The 17,435-nt window shown below is 73.6% G+C and carries 4 protein-coding genes; all 4 read right to left on the bottom strand.

The annotated features are described in order from the left end of the window. Positions 1 to 135: 135 nt before the first annotated feature. The 4 genes from ACIP89_RS19285 to ACIP89_RS19270 all read right to left on the bottom strand — a co-directional run bounded on the left by ACIP89_RS19285 (position 136) and on the right by ACIP89_RS19270 (position 17,279). The gene (locus ACIP89_RS19285) at positions 136 to 345 is read right to left on the bottom strand and encodes an MbtH family protein (RefSeq protein ID WP_401929895.1); all 210 of its coding nucleotides are present in this window, start codon (positions 343 to 345) and stop codon (positions 136 to 138) included. Then, positions 342 to 14,642, bottom strand: coding sequence for an amino acid adenylation domain-containing protein (locus ACIP89_RS19280; RefSeq protein ID WP_402115834.1), 14,301 nt, complete (start codon positions 14,640 to 14,642; stop codon positions 342 to 344). The genes ACIP89_RS19285 and ACIP89_RS19280 overlap by 4 nt, the downstream gene beginning before the upstream one ends. Positions 14,643 to 14,766: 124 nt before the next feature. Next, positions 14,767 to 15,810 carry an iron-siderophore ABC transporter substrate-binding protein gene (locus tag ACIP89_RS19275; protein WP_401934045.1) on the bottom strand — a complete coding sequence of 348 codons (1,044 nt, stop codon included), beginning with the start codon at positions 15,808 to 15,810 and terminating at the stop codon, positions 14,767 to 14,769. 119 nt (positions 15,811 to 15,929) lie between these two features. Next, the gene (locus tag ACIP89_RS19270; RefSeq protein WP_402115832.1) at positions 15,930 to 17,279 is read right to left on the bottom strand and encodes a lysine N(6)-hydroxylase/L-ornithine N(5)-oxygenase family protein; all 1,350 of its coding nucleotides are present in this window, start codon (positions 17,277 to 17,279) and stop codon (positions 15,930 to 15,932) included. Positions 17,280 to 17,435 lie beyond the last annotated feature (156 nt).

The raw sequence follows: 17,435 nt of genomic DNA, 5'->3' as shown, positions 1-17,435 counted from the left end.
TCAGGGTAGGCACCGGGTCATCCCCGACCCGGCCTCCGGGCAGGGCCACAGCACCGGGCCCAGGAGCACCGGGGCACCCGGACGCCGCCGCCCCCGGTGAGAAGGTCTCACCGGGGGCGGCGGCGTCCGGACGGATCAGCCCTGGAGGGCGACGAGACTCGCCGGCCGCAGGTCCGTCCAGTTCGCCTCCACGTAGGCGAGGCACGCCTCCCGGGTGTCCGCGCCGAAGACGGTCCGCCAGCCGGCCGGCACCTCGGCGAAGGCGGGCCACAGCGAGTGCTGGTTCTCCTCGTTGACCAGGACCAGGAAGGTGCCCTGCGGGTCCTCGAACGGGTTGGTCGTCATGCGTTGTCACTCCTCTTGGACGGTGCGGTGAACAGCTCGGACAGCGGCTGTTCCGGATGGGCTGTCGCACGGTGCAGCAGCTCCAGGTAAGCGGCGGCCAGTTGCCGGGCCTTGGCGGTGCCCAGCAGGCCGGTGGCGTGGATCAGCGCGCAGTGCACCGGGCCGTCGCCCCGCGGCTCGTAGAAACTGAGGGTCAGGTCTGCCCGGGTGACGCCGGTCGGTACGGCCGCGAGCGAGCCGATGCCGCCCTCCAGCTGTTCCGCGTCGGCCTGTTCGTGGTGGATCACCATCACCTGCGGTCCCCGGGGCGGGAGCCCGGCGGCCCGGACGACGGCGTCGAACGGGACGTCCTGCCGGTCGAGGGCGCTCAGCGTCGTCTCCCGTACCCGGGTCAGCAGCTCCGTGAAGCTCGGGTCGCCCGCGGTGCCGGTGCGCAGCACCACCGTGTTGAAGAAGCAGCCGACCAGATCGCCGAGCTGCTCGTCGGTGCGTCCCGCGACCATCGTGCCGATCGGCAGATCGGTGCCCGCGCCGTGCCCGGTGAGCAGCGCGGCGAGCGCCGAGTGGAGCACCATGAACATGCTGGTGCCGGTGGCCCGCGCGAGCCGGTCCACGGCTGCGTGCAGTTCCTCGTCGAGGACGAACCCGATGTGGGATCCGGGCCGCACGGAGGTGTCCGGTCCGGCCCGGTGCGGGCCGTCGGCCGGCAGCGCGATCCGGTCCGGGAGTCCGTCGAGCGTCCGGCGCCAGTAGGCGAGCTGCTGCCCGCCCCGGCTGTCCGGGTCCGCGAGGTCGCCGAGGACCTCGCGGGCCCAGTGGGCGTAGTCGGCGTAGCCGACCGGCAGCGGCTCCCAGCCGGGTGCGAGGCCCTGGGAACGGGCCGTGTGGGCCGTGACCAGGTCGCGGAAGAGCGGGACCACCGACCACTCGTCGACGGCGAGGTAGTGCATGGTCAGCAGCAGTGCCTGGCCACCGTCCGGCGCGGTGAGCAGATGCGCCCTGAGAGGTGCCTCCACGGCCGGATCGGGGGCGAGTGCGGCGAGTTCGGCCAGCCGGGCGTCCAGCTCCGCGCACCGTTCCACGGTCAGCACGGGGGCCGGTGCGGGCCGCTGGTACAGCACGCCGTCCCGTTCGGTGAAGGCGGTGCGCAGCGGCTCGTGCCGGGCCGCCACGTCCGCGAGGGCGGCGGCCAGGACCTCGGCGTCGAGCCCGCCCGTGGAGCGCAGGGTCAGTGCGTGGTCGACGCCCCGTGCCTCGCGGCCGGACTGCCACTGCCAGTCCTGGACGGGCGCGGCACGCAGCTCCGCAACGCCCTTCCGCCCGGCCGGGCGCAGTGCGGGCAGGGCCGCGGCCGCGCCCCGGGCGGCTGTTCCCGCGCTCTCCAGCGCACCGGCGATACCGGCGACGGTGAGCGCGTCGAAGACGTCCCTGATGCTGAGTTCGACGCCGAACTCCGCCCGGATGCGGCCGAGGAGCCGCATCGAGGCCATGGAGTGGCCGCCGAGCGCGAAGAAGCTGTCGTGCACCCCGACGTCGTCCAGCTTGAGGATCTCGCAGAACAGCGCGGCGACCCTGCTCTGGAACGGGGTGGCCGGGCGGGCGTCGCCCGTCATCGCGGACCAGTCGGGCGCGGGCAGCGCGGCGCGGTCCAGCTTTCCGTTGGGGGTGAGCGGCAGCGGGCCGTCCAGCGGTACGACCAGGGCCGGAACCATGTACTCGGGGAGCAGCCCGGCCATGTGGGCGCGCAGCTCCCGCGGGTCGGGTTCGCCGGACTCGGGCACCGCGTAGGCGATCAGCCGGACGATGTCGCCGTCCCGGTCCGGGACCACCGCGGCCTGGGCGACGCCGGGGTGTGCGGCGAGTGCCGCCTCGATCTCGCCCAGCTCGATGCGGAAGCCCCGCACCTTCACCTGGGTGTCGGCCCGGCCGAGGAAGTCGAGGTTTCCGTCACGGCGCCGGCGGGCCCGGTCGCCGGTGCGGTACATCCGGCTGCCGGGCGTTCCGAAGGGGTCGGCGACGAACCGCTCGGAGGTGAGTGCCTCCTTGCCGAGGTAGCCGCGGGCGAGCCCGCGCCCGGCGACGTACAGCTCGCCCACCACGCCCACCGGTACGGGCCGCAGCCGCTCGTCGAGCACGTAGGCGCGGGTGTTGGGGTCGGGCCGGCCGATGGGCACCCGGCCGGCCGGGCTGCCGCCGTGCTCGCGGGCGCGCCACAGCGTCGAGTTGACCGTCGCCTCGGTGAGGCCGTAGGCGCAGATCAGGTCGGCGGTGGCGCCGAAGCGGTCGAAGAGGTCCGGCGGCACCGTCTCGGTGCCGACCAGCACGGTCGATCCCTCGGGCAGTTCGCAGCCGGGCGGGAGCGCGGAGACCAGGGACGGCGGAAGGATCATGTGGGTGATCCGCCGGTCGGCGAGGAAGTCGGTCAGGGCCGGCCCCGCGACGCGTGCCTCATCGGTGATCAGTACGAGGCTGCCGCCGTGGCACAGCGCCATGGAGAGCTCGAACACGAAGACGTCGAAGCCGGTGGAGGCGAACTGGAGCACCCGGCTGTCGCGGCGCAGGCTCATCCGGTCGACGGCGGTGGCGACGAGGGACGCGATCCCCTCGTGGGGCACGATCACGCCCTTGGGGCGGCCGGTCGAACCGGAGGTGTAGATCACGTACGCGGCCTGGTCCAGGCCGGCGGGCCCGTCAGGTACGGCGGCCGGGGGCGGTTCCTCCAGTGCCCCGGCGGTGCCGGGGGCGTCCAGCAGGACGACCGGGACGCCCGCCACGTCCGGGATCTTCCCCGCGACGGTCTCGGTGCCGACGACCAGGGCCGCCCCCGAGTCCTCGATCATGTAGCCGAGCCGGTCGCCGGGGTGGATCAGGTCGAGCGGCAGGAACGCGGCGCCCAGCCTCATCGCGGCGAGCACGGTGGCGATCATGTCCACGGACCGGGGAACGGCCACCCCGACCACGCTCTCGGCGCCCACCCCGTGCGCGGCGAGCAGCCCGGCGATGCGGCGGGCCCGGTCGTCGAGCTGGGCGTACGTCACCGAGCGGTCCCGGTCCACCACGGCGACGGCGTCGGGCCGTTCGGTGAGCCTGCGGGCGAACAGGGCGGGCAGCGTCTCCTCCTCGACCTCGCGGGCCGTGTCGTCGAAGCCCTCCAGGACGGTCCGCCGCTCCTGGCCGGAGAGGATCTCGGCCCTGGACAGCGGCTGTCCGGGCGCCGCGACGAGCGCGGCGACCAGGGTCCGCAGCCGCTCACCGATCGCCTCCGCGGTCTCCCGGTCGAACAGTTCGGTGGCGAACTCCAGCCGGCAGCCGAGCGAACCGGGGCCGCCGTCCGGCGCGGTGTGCTCGGTGAAGCTGAACACCAGGTCGAACTTGGCGGAGCGGATCCGGAACGGTACGAACTCGACGCTCAGGCCGGGCAGCTGGATCTCGTCGCCGGTCCGGGCGTGATAGCCGACCATCACCTGGAAGAGCGGGTTGCGGGAGAGCGAGCGGGTCGGGTTGAGTGCCTCCACGACCGACTCGAAGGGCACGTCGGCGTGGGAGAACGCCGCCAGGTCGGTGTCGCGGACCCGGGCGAGGAGTTCGGTGAAGCTGGGGTCGCCGCCGAGGTCCGTGCGCAGCACCAAGGTGTTGACGAAGAAGCCGACCAGTTCGTCCAGAGCCTCGTCGCCGCGCCCCGCGATGGGCGAGCCGAGCGGGATGTCCGTCCCGGCGCCCATCCGGTGGAGCAGCGCGGCCACGGCCGCGTGCACCACCATGAACATGCTGGCGCCGGTCTCCCGGGCGAGCCGCTTCAGTCCGGCGTGCACCGGGGCGTCGAAGGCGATGTCGAGTTCGGCTCCGGAGAACGCCGGGCGGGCGGGCCTGGGCCGGTCGGTGGGCAGTTCGAGCTCTTCCGGGGCGCCGGCCAGGGCCGTGCGCCAGTGGTCCAGCTGCCGGGCGGCCAGGCTGGTCGGGTCCGCGGGGTCGCCCAGCAGCCGCTCCTGCCAGAGGGCGTAGTCGGCGTACTGGACGGGCAGCGGCTCCCAGTCGGGGGCCGTGCCGCAGCGGCGGGCCGCGTAGGCGGTGGCCAGGTCGCGCAGGAACGGCCGGTCGGACCATTCGTCGGTGGTGATGTGGTGCAGCAGCAGCACGACGGCGTGGTCCTCCGGCGACAGCTCCACGACGGTGGCGCGCAGCAGCAGTTCGGCGCCGAGGTCGAACGGCCGGTTGACGACCGTGTCGATGATGCCGGGCAGCTCGCCCTCCGTGGCCCGGAGTTGCTCCACGACCGGGTGCGCCTGCTCGGCGGGCAGCACCCGCTGGAACACCTGGCCGTCGGCGGCGGTGGAGAAGACGGTGCGCAGGGCCTCGTGGCGGGCGGTCACGTCGGCCAGCGCGGTGCGCAAGGCGCCCGGGTCGAGCGGGCCGCGCAGCCGCATGGCCAGTGAGAAGTTGTACGCGGCCGAGGTGCACTCGATCTGCTGGATGACCCACAGCCGCTGCTGGGCGTGGGACAGCGGAAGCCGGTCAGGCCGCTCGCCCGCGGTCAGCGCCGGACGGGCGGCGCCGTCGGTGCGGGCGGCGCGGGCCACCAGTTCCGCGACGGTCGGTGCCTCGAAGAGGTCCCGGATCGCCAGTTCGGCGTCGAGCGCGGTACGGGCCCGGCTGACCAGCCGGGTGGCCAGCAGTGAGTGCCCGCCCAGATCGAAGAAGTCGCTGTCGATGTCCACGCTGCCGGCGGGCAGTCCGAGCACCTCCGCGAACAGGGCGCAGAGCGTCTCCTCGCGCGGGTCGCGCGGGGCGCGGCCGGTGCCCGCGGCGGCGAGGTCGGGTGCGGGCAGCGCCCTGACGTCCAGCTTGCCGTTGACGGTCAGGGGCAGCGTGTCGAGGGTGACCAGCGCTGCGGGGACCATGTAGTCCGGCAGCCGGGTCTTCAGGTGGTCGCGCAGCCGCCGGGTCAGCGCCTCACCGGTCCCGGCGCCCTCCTCGGGCACCACGTAGCCGACCAGGCGCTTGCCGCCCGCCCGCTCGGAGACGACGACCGCCGCGTGCGCGACCTCGGAGTGTGTGGACAGGGCCGTGGAGATCTCGCCCAGCTCGATGCGGTAGCCGCGGATCTTCACCTGGTCGTCGGTGCGGCCGAGGAAGTCGATGAGGCCGTCGGGGCGCTGGCGTACCAGGTCGCCGGTGCGGTACATGCGCTCGCCGGGTTCGCCGAAGGGGTCGGCGACGAACCGCTCGGCCGTCAGCGCGGTCCGGTCGTGGTAGCCCCGGGCGAGGCCGGTACCGGCGATGTACAGCTCGCCGGGGCTGCCGGGCGGGACGGGGCGCAGCATCGGATCGAGGACGTGGGCGCGGGTGCCCCGGATCGGTACCCCGACCGTGGAGGTCGCGCTGTCCGCGGTGGAGGCGCCGAGTGTGTTGATCGTGTACTCGGTCGGCCCGTAGAGGTTGTAGCCGTAGGTGCCCTCGGTGCGGCGCAGCCGGGTCCAGACCGTGTCGGGGACGGCCTCGCCGCCGAGCAGGACGAGTGCGGGACGGTGTTTCCCGGCGGCCTCGTCCTGGTCCAGGAGGCCCTCCTCGATGAGGAGCTGGGCGTAGGTGGGCGTCACGTTGACCACGTCGATGCGGTGGCTGTCGCAGTACGCCACCAGTGCCTCCGCGTCGCGGCGCAGTTCCTCGTCGCAGACGTGGACCTCATGGCCCTCGACGAGCCAGAGCAGCTCCTCCCAGGACATGTCGAAGGCGAAGGACACGGTGTGCGCGATGCGCAGCCGCCGTCCGCCCGCCGAGGCGATGGCCGGGTCGAAGATCTCCTTCTGGTGGTTGTACTGCATGTTCGTCAGCCCCCGGTACGGGGTGACGACGCCCTTGGGGCGGCCGGTCGAGCCCGAGGTGTAGATGACGTACGCGGGGTGGTCGAGGCGGCCCGGCACCCCGTGCGCGAACGCGGGGCGCTCTGCGTCGGTGATCTCGTCGCCCGGCAGCGCGGCGAGTTCGGCGGCCACGGCGGCGTCGTCCAGCAGGAGTTCGGGCGCGACGGGGCCGTCCGCGTCGCGCAGGGAGGGGGCGACGGAGGTGGTGGACACCAGGCACAGCGGTCCGGAGTCGCGGGCCATCAGGCGCAGCCGGTCCGCGGGGTGGTCCAGGTCGAGCGGCAGGTAGGCGGCTCCGGTGCGCAGTACGGCGAAGAGCGCGGCCACCATCTCGATGGAGCGCGGCAGCGCGAGCGCCACGACCTTCTCCGGACCGGCCCCCCTGGCCAGCAGCAGCCTGGCGAGCCGGTTGACGCGGGCGTCCAGCTCCGCGTAGCTGAGGGCCCGGTCGCCGAAGACGAGCGCCACGGCGTCCGGGGTGCGGGCGACCTGGGCGGCGAGCAGGTCGGCGACGGTCTCGTCGGGCACCGGTTCGCGGCCGGTGCGCCGGGCGGCGGCCGTGGCGGTCCGCTCCGCGGGGAGCAGCAGATCGAGACCGGCGGTCAGCGCCCCGGCCGGGCCCGTGGTGTCGCCGTCGAGGTGCTCGGCCAGCCGGCCGAGTACCGCGGTGAAGCGGTCGAGGATCGTGGTCGCGGCCTCGGCGTCGAACAGGTCGGGCCTGGCCGCCAGGGTGATCCGCAGCCGGCTGCCGGGGGTGACGATCAGGGTGAGCGGGAAGTGGGTGCCGTCCACGTTGGACATGGCGGTGATGCCGTGCCGCCGGCGCAGTTCGGCCGCGCGGTCCTCGCCGTCGGCCGAGCGCAGCACGAACAGGGTGTCGAAGAGCCTGCGGTGTCCCGTCTCCTGCTGGAGTGCGCCGAGTCCGACGTACTCGTACGGCATCACGGCGGCGCGCTCGGACTGCGTCCGGCGCAGCAGGGCGAGGAGCGGCTCGTCCGGGGCGAACGCGACGCGGGCGGGGATGGTGTTGAGGAACATCCCGATGATTCCGGCCGCGTCCGGGACGTCGGCGGGCCGTCCGGCGACGGCGGTGCCGAAGGCGACGTCGGCCCGGCCGGTCATCGCGGAGAGCACCAGGGCCCAGGCCGCGTTCAGGACGGTGTTCAGGGTGAGCCCGTGGCGGCGGGCCGTGGCCCGCAGCAGCTCACTGGTCTCCGGGCCGAGCACGGTGTCGTGGTCCGCCGGGATGACCGGCCCCGTGTCGCGCCCGGAGGGGGCGAGCAGGGTCGGCTCGTCGAATCCGGAGAGCGCCCGGCGCCAGGCCGTGAGCGCGGCGCCGGTGTCCTGCCCGTCCAGCCAGCCGAGGTAGTCGCGGTACGAGCCGGGGGCCGGAAGCCCGGTGGCGTCGCCGGCCCGCTCGTACAGCGTGAACAGCTCCTCCAGGAACAGCCACGCGGACCAGCCGTCCCACAGGATGAGGTGATGGGTGATCACGAGCCGGTCCCGGCCGTCCGCGAGCCGGATGAGCAGCAGCCGGCAGAGCGGCGGCGCGGACAGGTCGAAGCGCTGTCGCCGGTCGGCGGCCAGCAGTTCCCGGGTCCGGCTGTGCTGCTGCGCCACGGGCAGTCCGGAGAGGTCCTCCTCGACCAGCGGGATCTCGGCGCCGTCCACGATGAACTGGACGGGGCGGGGCAGTCCGTCGGCGGTGAATCCGGCCCGCAGGCCGGTGTTGCGGGCCAGCAGCGTCCGGCAGGCGGCGCGCAGCCGGTCCGCGTCGACGCGGTGGTCGAAGTCCAGGGTCTCCTGGGAGAGGTAGACGTCGAGCGCCTCGCCCGCGTCATAGGTGGCGTGGAAGTACATGCCCTCCTGGAGCGGGGAGAGCGGCCAGATGTCGTCGACCGGGAGCCCGGCGGTGGCGGTGACGCGGCCGGTCTCCTCCGCCGAGAGCACCAGGCCGCCGAGCGGGGCGGGCTGCTCCGCCTCCGGCTCCGGCGACGGCCCGGTGCCCGTGGCGGAGGTCAGCTGGGCGAGCAGGGCGCGCAGGGCGGGGTCCACGTCGGCGCCGGACTGCTCCTGGAGGGCCAGCACGGCCTGGAGGGCGGCGGCCGCCGGTCCGGCCTCCGCGGCGGTCACGGTCACGGCGTCGGCGGGGGCAGCGGCCGGCTCGGGGGGTGCGGCGGCGGGGGTGGCCGGCTGTGCGGCGGCGGCCAGGGCGGCCGGGGTCCGGTGCTCGAACACGTCGCGGGGGCCGATCACCAGCCCGTGGGCGCGGGCCCGGGTGGCGACGGTGATCGAGCTGAGGCTGTCGCCGCCGAGGACGAAGAAGTCGTCGTCCACACCGGTCCCGGGTACGCCGAGCACTTCCGCGAAGATCTCGCACAGGGCGCTCTCGCGCTCGTCGCGCGGGGCCCGGCCGCCGGTCAGGGGGGCGGGTGCCGGGGACGGCAGGGCGTTCTGGTCGAGCTTGCCGCTGGGCGTCAGCGGCAGGGTGTCCAGGGCCAGGACGGTGCCCGGCACCATGGGCGCGGGCAGCGCCTCGGCCAGCGCCGCGCGCAGGGCCGCGGCGTCCAGGACCGTGCCGGGCTCGGGCACGGCGTAGCCCGCCAGCGCGCCGTCACGGACGATCACCGCCCCTCGGGCGACGCCCGGCAGGGCGGCCAGGGCGGCCTCGACCTCCCCGAGTTCGATGCGGTTGCCCCGGATCTTGACCTGCCGGTCGGTGCGGCCGAGGTACTCGACGGCGCCGTCGGCGCGGCGCCGCACCAGGTCACCGGTGCGGTACATGCGCTCGCCCGGTCCGCCGAAGGGGTCGGCCACGAAGCGTTCCGCGGTGGTGCCCGGCCGCTCGTGGTAGCCCCGCGCCAGCTGCACCCCGGCGAGGTAGAGCTCCCCCGGCACCCCGTCGGGGACCTGGCGCAGGTACGGGTCCAGTACGTGCAGCCGGGTGTTCCAGACCGGGCGACCGATGGGCACGGCCGGCCCGGCGTCACCGTCGTGGACGTAGGCGAAGGAGGTCACGTCCACCGCGGCCTCGGTGGGCCCGTAGAGGTTGTGCAGCGGGACGGGGGCCCGTCCGGAACCGGAGGTCAGTTCCGACCAGTCGGCGGCCTGGGCCCCGGTGAGGGCCTCGCCGCTGCAGAACACCCGCCGCAGGCTCGCCGGCCAGTCCGGGTGCTCGGTGCCGGGCTCCAGGGCCTGGGTGAACGCGGCCAGCATGGACGGTACGAAGTGCAGCGTGGTGATCCGCCGTGCCCGGATCAGCCCGGCCAGGTAGCCCGGGTCGCGGTGGCCGCCGGGGCGGGCGAGGACGACGGCCGCGCCCTCCACCAGGGGCCAGAAGAACTCCCACACGGAGACGTCGAAGGCGGCCGGGGTCTTCTGCAGGACCCGGTCGTCCGCGCCGAGCCCGTACTCCCCCTGCATCCACCCGAGCCGGTTGACGACGGCCCGGTGGGTGACGGTGACGCCCTTGGGGCGGCCGGTGGAGCCGGAGGTGTAGATCAGGTAGGCCGGGTGGTCCGGACCGGCGTGCCGCACTGGGGCGTCGGGGACGGCCTGGTCCCGGTCGTCCGGCTCGTCGCGGTCGACGAGGAGCAGGCCGGTGCCGGGGACGCCGGGCAGCCGCCCGGCCGCCTCCGCCGTGGTGACGACGGTACGGGTGCCGGAGTCACCGAGCACGAGGGCGACCCGCTCGGCGGGGTAGTCGAGGTCGACCGGCAGATAGGCGGCGCCGGTCTTCAGGACGCCCAGCAGCGCGACCATCAGTTCGGCGGAGCGGGGCACGGCCACCGCGATGTACTGCTCCGGGCCCGCCCCGCGTGACCTCAGCCGCCGGGCCAGCGCCTCCGCGCGCCGGTCGAGTTCGGCGTAGGTCAGCGTGGTGTCCTCGAAGACCACGGCCGGGGCGTCGGGGGTACGGGCCGCCTGCGCGGCGAACAGCGAGGCGAGCGTGGCCTCGGGGACGGGCCGTGCGGTGGCGTTCAGCCCGGCCAGGTGCGCGTGTTCGCGCTCGGACAGCAGGCCGGTCCCGGCGACGGTGCGGCCCGGCTCGGCCACCAGGGTGCGCAGCAGCGCGGTGAACCGGTTGGCGAGGACGGCCACGGTCACCTGGTCGAAGCGGGCCGCGTCGTGCTTGAGGCGCAGCAGCAGCCCGTCGCCGCCGGGCTCGACGACGAGCGCGAGGGGGTAGTGGACGGCGTCGGTGACGTCGTTGCCGGTGATGCGCAGCGCGTCCGGGCCGTGGTCCGCGGGCGTCCGCGGGGCCGGGTGGTTCTCGAACACCACGAGGGTGTCGAAGAGTTCGCCGCCGCCCGCGATCCGCTGGATGTCGGCCAGTCCGAGGTGCTGGTGGTCCAGGAGCGCCGTGTGCTCGTCCTGGACGCGGCGCAGCAGTCCGGTGAGCGACTCCCCGGGCCGCAGGACCACCCGGGCCGGGACGGTGTTGATGAACAGGCCCACCGCGGAGTCCAGGCCCGCGACCTCGGTGGTGCGGCCGGAGACGGTGGTGCCGAACACGATGTCGTCGCTGCCGGTGAGCGCGCCGAGCAGCAGCGCCCACGCGCCGTGCATGACGGTGCTCAGGGTGAGGCCGTGGGTGCGCGCGTACGTGGTGAGGGCGTTGGTCAGCTCTTCGGGCAGCCGGGTGTCCACCTGCTCCGGCCTGGCCGGAGTCCGCGCCCCGTCCGCCGCCGCGGCGGGCGGGGCGAGCCGGGTCGGCCCCTCCAGCCCGGACAGCGCCTGCCGCCACGCCTGCCGTGCGCTGTCGCGGTCCCGGGTGGCCAGCCACGCCAGGTACGGGTGGGGGGCGGCCGGTGCGGGGAGTTCCTCGCCCCGGTAGGCGGCGGTGAGTTCGCGCAGCAGTACGGAGACCGACCAGCCGTCCGCGACGATGTGGTGCAGGGTGAGCAGCAGCCGGTGCCGGTGGCCGTCCCGTACGAGGGTGGCGCGCAGCAGCGGTGGCCGGGCCAGGTCGAAGGGCTGGGCGCGGTCGGTCCTGAGCACGTCGTCGAGGGTGGTCTGCGCGGTGTCGGCCTCCTGCCACGGCAGGGTGACGTGGCCGGCGAGGCGCTGGACGACCTCTCCGCCGGGCAGCTGGCGGAATGAGGCACGCAGCAACGGGTGCCGGTCCAGAAGCAGTTGGAGTGCCCGGCGCAGCCGGTCCGGGTCGACGAGCCCGTCGAGTTCCAGGAGTTCCTGGACGAGGTAGAGGTCGGCGGTGCCCGAGTCGAACGCGGCGTGGAAGAAGAAGCCCTCCTGGAGCGGGGAGACGGGCAGCGCGTCCTCGTCCAGCCCGTGCGCGGGGGCCGGCGGGGCGGTTGCCGTCCCCGCGGCGCGGGCCAGGGCCTCGACGGTGCGGAGCCGGAAGACCTCGCGCGGGGTGATCGCGAGACCGGCGTCGCGGGCCCGGTTCACCAGCTGGATGGCGACGATGCTGTCGCCGCCGAGCTCGAAGAAGCTGCTCCGGACGCCCACGGCGGGCAGGTCGAGCAGTTCCGCGAACAGCGCGGCGAGCGCGGTCTCGGCCGGGCCGGTGGGCGCGTCGGTCCCGCTGACCGCCGTCCACCGGGGCTCGGGCAGGGCGCGGGTGTCGAGCTTGCCGTTGGGCGTGAGCGGGAGGGGCCCGTCCAGGACCACGACGGCGGTCGGCACCATGTGGTCCGGCAGGGCGCCGGCCACCTGGGCGCGTGCGGCGGTGACGGCGGCCTCGGTGGCGGCGGCGTCGCCGTCCCCGGCCAGGTAGGCGACGAGGCGCTTGACGCCCCGGTGGTCGTCGCGGACCAGGACGGCGGCCTGGGCGATCCCGGGGGCGGCCATGAAGGCGCTCTCGATCTCGCCCGGCTCGATACGGTGCCCGCGGATCTTGATCTGGCCGTCGGCCCGGCCCAGGAACTCCAGATTGCCGTCGGCCCCCCAGCGGACCCGGTCGCCGGTGCGGTACATCCGGCTGCCGGGCTCGCCGTACGGGTCGGCGACGAAGCGTTCCGAGGTCAGGGCGGACCGGCCCAGGTAGCCGCGGGCGAGGCCGCGACCGGCGACGTACAGCTCGCCCTCGACGCCCACCGGGACCGGCCGCAGTGCGGCGTCCAGGACGTAGGTGCGGGTGTTGGGGTCGGGCCGGCCGATGGGTGTGGGACCCGGCCGGCCGGAACGGGCCATCCACAGCGTGGAGTTGACGCTGGCCTCGGTCAGCCCGTACGCGACGACGACCCGGAGCCGTCCGGACCAGCGGGCGATCAGCTCGCCCGGCACCGCTTCGGTACCGACGACGAGGACGGCGCCCTCGGGCAGTTCGCACTCCGGCGGCAGCGCGGAGACGAGCGACGGGGGCAGGATCATGTGGGTGGCGCGGTGGCGGGCGATGTAGTCGGTGAGGGCGGGCCCGGCGACCCTCCGCTCGGCGGGGACGACGATGATCCGGCCGCCGACGCACAGCGACATGATCAGGTCCCAGACCGTCACGTCGAATCCGACGGAGGCGAACTGCACGACGCGGCTTTCCGAGGTGACGCCGATCCGCTCTGTGGCCGTGGCGATGAGGCTGCCGACGCCGTCGTGGGTGACGATCACGCCCTTGGGGCGGCCGGTGGAGCCGGAGGTGTAGATGACGTAGGCGGCCTGGTCGAGGACGACCGGGGTGCCCGGGTCTGTGCTGTCCTGGGCGGCGAGGGCGGCGGCGGTCTCCGGGTCGTCGAGCAGCAGGAGGCCGGCGTCCGACGCCGGGAGGTGGGGCGCGAGGTCCCGGACGGTGAGCACGGTGGTGGCCCCCGCGTCGGACAGCATGTAGGCGGTCCGGTCCCGGGGGTGGTCGGCGTCCAGCGGGAGGTAGGCGGCTCCGGCCTTCATCACGGCGAGCAGTGCCACCACGAGTTCCGGGGAGCGCGGGAGGGCCACGGCGACGACGTCGGCGGCGCCCACACCTCGGGAGGCCAGCAGCCGGGCGAGCCGGTTGGCGGCGGCGTTGAGCCCGGCGTAGCCGATCTCCCGGTCCTCGCAGACGAGCGCCACGGCCTCCGGGGTGCGGCGGACCTGTGCCTCGAAGGCGGCCGGCCAGGACAGTTCGGCCACGTCGCACGGGGAGACGGCCAACTCGCCGATCAGCCGGTCTCGTTCGGTGCCGGAGGTCAGCTCGATCCGGCCCACGGGCAGGTCCGGGTGGCCGGTGAGGGCGCGCAGCACGGCGCGGAAGCGGAGTTCGTGGTCGCGGAGGGTCCTGGCGTCGCAGAGGTCCGCGTCGGCGTCGAGGTGGACGGTGACGGCGTGGCCGTCGCGGCTCTCGGAGAAGGCGAAGGCCAGGTCGCTGACCGGGCCGAGCCACTCGGGGCGGAGTTCGGTCCGCAGCCCGTCGAAGCCCAGCTCCTCGCCCCTGGGCAGGATGTTGACGGTGGGGCCGACGAGCTCCCGGACGCCGTCGACCAGTCCGAGGTCCCTGGCCAGGTGCTCGGCGCGGTGGCGTCCGTGCGCGGCCGCATCCGAGATCCCCCGGCGCACGTCCGCGACGAGGTCCGCGCCCGTGGTGCCGGGGCGGACGGTCAGCCGCAGCGGGACGATGTTGGACACCATGCCCGGGACGACGGCGGATACGGGGTCCTGGCGGGCGGCGACCGGCAGTCCGAGGACCAGGTCCTGTTCGCCGGTGGCCCGGTGCAGGTATGCGGCGACGGCCGCGACCAGCAGCCGGGACGGCCGGACCCCGGCGTTCCCGGCGGCGGTGTGCAGCCGCTCGGCGTCCTGGCCGGTGAGTTCGACGGTGCGCCGCAGCCGCCGGGCCGTCAGGGAGTGGCCGCGCTCGACGAGGCGGACCGGCTCGGGGCGGGCGGCCAGGTGCTCCAGCCACCAGGCGCGGTCCGCCCCGTGCTGCGCGGAGCCGCGGTACGCCCGGTCGGCGTCCGCCAGCCGGGCGGGGGCCCAGTCGGGCCGGGCGGGGGCCCGGGTGCCCAGGGTGTAGAGCTCACCGGCCCGGCGGGTGACCAGCGTCACGCCCATGCCGTCGAGCACGATGTGGTGGTAGCGCTGGTACCAGCGGACATGGCCGTCCGCGAGCCGCAGCAGCGCCTGGGCGAAGAGCGGTGCCCGGTCCAGGGGGGCGGGACGTTCGCGTTCGGCGGCGGCCCAGTCGGCGGCGGCCGCCTCGGGGTCCGGGGCGTCGCGCAGATCCACGACGGATACGTCGAAGGGGACGGCGGCGGGGTTCTGGCGCGGGCCGCCGTCGCCGTCACCGGGAGTGAACTCGACGTGCAGGCAGCCGGCTTCCGTGACGGCCTGCCGGACGGCGGCGGCGAGCCGGCTGAGATCGGTGGAGCCGTGCAGGTCCAGGGCGAAGACGATGTTGTAGGCAGAGCTGTCCGGCTCGGTCTGCTGGGCCGGCCAGATCCCGGCCTGCCCGCCGGTCATGGGGATTCCGGTAGCGGAGGTGCGGTCCGACTCGGCGTCAAACATCGTACGAAATGGCCTTTCCCTGATGATGTACGGCAAGGAGAGGACGTCCCTTCCGATGGCGTGCCGGGCCGGCACGCCATCGGAAGGGCACCCCTGTGCGGTCCTGCTGAGGTGGGGCGGTGCGCTACTTGACGGCGGTCAGCAGCGGCACGATCTCGTCGATCGCGTAGGGAATCGAGAGGACGGTGTTGAAGGAGAACGCGGCGCCGATGTCCGGGTCCTGGTAGGGCACGAACAGATCGCGCTTGTCCTTGCTCACCTTGAGGTTCTTGTAGAGCGGCTCGGCCTTGATCCGGTCGTTGGCGTCGGTGCTGGAGGTCACCCAGACCAGGCGGTCGACGTCGAGCACGTTCAGCTTCTCGGAGCTGAGTTCGGCGGCGTTCCAGCCCGGCTTGGCCAGCTTGTCGATCTCCGGCTTCAGCTTGAAGCCCAGCTCGGAGAAGAAGATGGACTTGGGGTCCGTCTTCGTGAACGCGGAGTACTTCCCCGCCTCGAAGCTGTCGGCCACGGCGAGGGTCTTCGCGGCGAACTCGGGGTGCTCGTCGCGGACCTTCTTGAAGTCGGCGTCGATGCCGGTGATCAGCTTCTCGGCCTGCGCCTTCTTGCCGAGCGACGCACCGATCTGCCGGGTCATCACCTGCCAGGAGGCGCCGTAGTCGGGCAGGTCCTTGGGCTGGGCGACGACCTTGGTGAACTTGGAGAGCGTCTCGTACTGCTCCTTCTTCATCCCCGAGTACTGGGCGATGACCAGATCGGGCTTGAGTGCCGCGATCTTCTCCATGTTGTACTCGTCGCGCTCACCGACGATGTCCGGTGTGTCCGACCCCCACTTGGCCTTGGTCCAGGGCCACTTGCCGTACGGCTTCTCCTTGAACCAGTCCACGGAGCCGACGGGCTTGATGCCGAGTGCGAGGACCGCGTCCTGGTCCGAGAGGCCCAGGGTGACGATCCGCTTGGGCTCCGACTCGATCGTCGTGCTGCCGTACTTGTGCTGGACCGTCACCGGGAAGGCACCGGACTTGGCGCCCGCCTCCGCCGAGGCGCTGGACGACGCCTTGTCGTCGCCGCCCCCACAGGCGGCCAGAGCGACGGCGGCGACGGCCGCGACTGCCACTCGGGGGGCGAATCTGACGAGCCGCGTCAGTGCGGGGCGTGTACCAGTGGACACGGATGTTCCTTTCAAGGGGTCTTCACTGTGCGTGCCGGGCCCGCCGTGTACTTCCGTACGAGCGGCGGGCAGGCGAAATGTGGGGGGGCGGACCGATGGCGGGCCGGGAACGGGGGCGGTCAGGGCGCGGCGACGCCGCCGGCGAGCGGGCGGGGTCCGTCCGAGACGCCCTTCAGGCCGCGCTCGACGATCGAGTCGAGGATCTCGCCGACCCTGATCGCGGTGTTGGACAGCAGCGAGGAGGTGATGCCGTGGGTGTGCTCGGTGCCGCCCTGGAGGTAGATGCCGCAGCGCAGTTCCTCGTCCGTCGCGATGCGGTAGTCGCGCTCGACCCGGACCCGGCCCTCCTCGTCGCGGTGGCAGTGCCGTGCGACGTCACCGAGGAGGCTCAGGGGCTCGACGGGGCTGTAGCCGGTGGCGAGGACCACGACATCGGCCTCCAGCGTGCTCTCCTCGCCGCTGACCAGGGAGGTGACGGTGGCCCTGACCTTGTCCCCGGCCTCCTCGACTCCGGTCAGCCGGGAGATGTTGATGAAGCGGAGCCGCTCGGTACCGAGCACCTTCTCCTGGTACGCCTGGCGGTACAGGTCGTCGATCAGGTCGATGTCCACCACGGAGTAGTTGGTGTTGCCGTGGTAGTCCATCAGCTTGCGCTTGACGTCGTCCGGGGCGGTGAAGTACTCGTCGACCGCCTCCGGGTCGAAGATGCGGTTGGCGAAGCTGCTGTCGTCGGCCGGGCTGTAGCCGTAGCGGGAGAAGACCGCGCAGACCTCGGCGCGCGGGAAGCGGCGGTGCAGGTAGGCGACGTTCTCGGCGGCGCTCTGTCCGGCGCCGACCACGACGAACCGGGCGGGCTCCGTGCCCTCCAGGGCGTCGACCTTGGCCAGCAGGTCGGAGTTGTGCCAGACCCGGTCGGTGCGCTCGACACCCTCCGGCATCAGCGGGCGCAGCCCGGTGCCGACGACGAGGTTGCGGGCGCGGTGGACCACCGTCTCGGTGCCGGAGCGGGCCGTCACATCGACGTACTCCACCACTCCGTCACGCAGGACGGGCTCTACGGAGATCACGTCGTGGCCGTAACTGACCATGTCGTCGACCTTCGCGGCGGCCCACTCGAAGTAGTCGTGGAACTCCACGCGGAGCGGGAAGAGGTTCTTGCCGTTGACGAAGTCGATCAGCCGGCCCCTGCTCTGCAGGTAGCGCAGGAAGGTGTATTCGCTGGACGGGTCCCGCAGCGTCACCAGATCCTTGAGGAACGACACCTGCATCGTCGCGTCGTCGATCAGCATGCCGCGGTGCCAGCCGAAGGCGGGCTGGCGCTCGAAGAAGTGTGCCGTGACCGCCTCCTGCCTGCCCACTCGCGCGTTGTGCTCGCTGAGCGCGATCGCCAGGGCCACATTGGACGGCCCGAAGCCGATCCCTATGAGGTCGTGAATCAGAGGTGCGTCGCCAGGATCAACCTGTGACATGTCACTCCCATCGTGCGGGACAGCCGCCTGTCAGGCGTGGACGAAAAGAACGGGACGCGGGCACACCGAGAGCGGCGGCCAGTCGAACTTAGGTAAAGCTAACCTGACTTCAACGACTCTGTCGACCAGACAAAACCGGACCAATTACCAAGTGCC

Origin of the sequence: Streptomyces sp. NPDC088730 (assembly GCF_044751215.1) — a bacterium.
In the GTDB taxonomy this organism is placed as follows: domain Bacteria; phylum Actinomycetota; class Actinomycetes; order Streptomycetales; family Streptomycetaceae; genus Streptomyces.
Note: the sequence above shows the minus strand (reverse complement) of the source record. Positions and strands in the feature narration are given on the sequence as shown.

What these genes read in the sequence shown, in the direction of transcription:
- ACIP89_RS19285 (WP_401929895.1), bottom strand. Translation starts at nt 345, where the DNA reads ATGACGACCAACCCGTTCGAGGACCCGCAGGGCACCTTCCTGGTCCTG.
- ACIP89_RS19280 (WP_402115834.1), bottom strand. Translation starts at nt 14,642, where the DNA reads ATGTTTGACGCCGAGTCGGACCGCACCTCCGCTACCGGAATCCCCATG.
- ACIP89_RS19270 (WP_402115832.1), bottom strand. Translation starts at nt 17,279, where the DNA reads ATGTCACAGGTTGATCCTGGCGACGCACCTCTGATTCACGACCTCATA.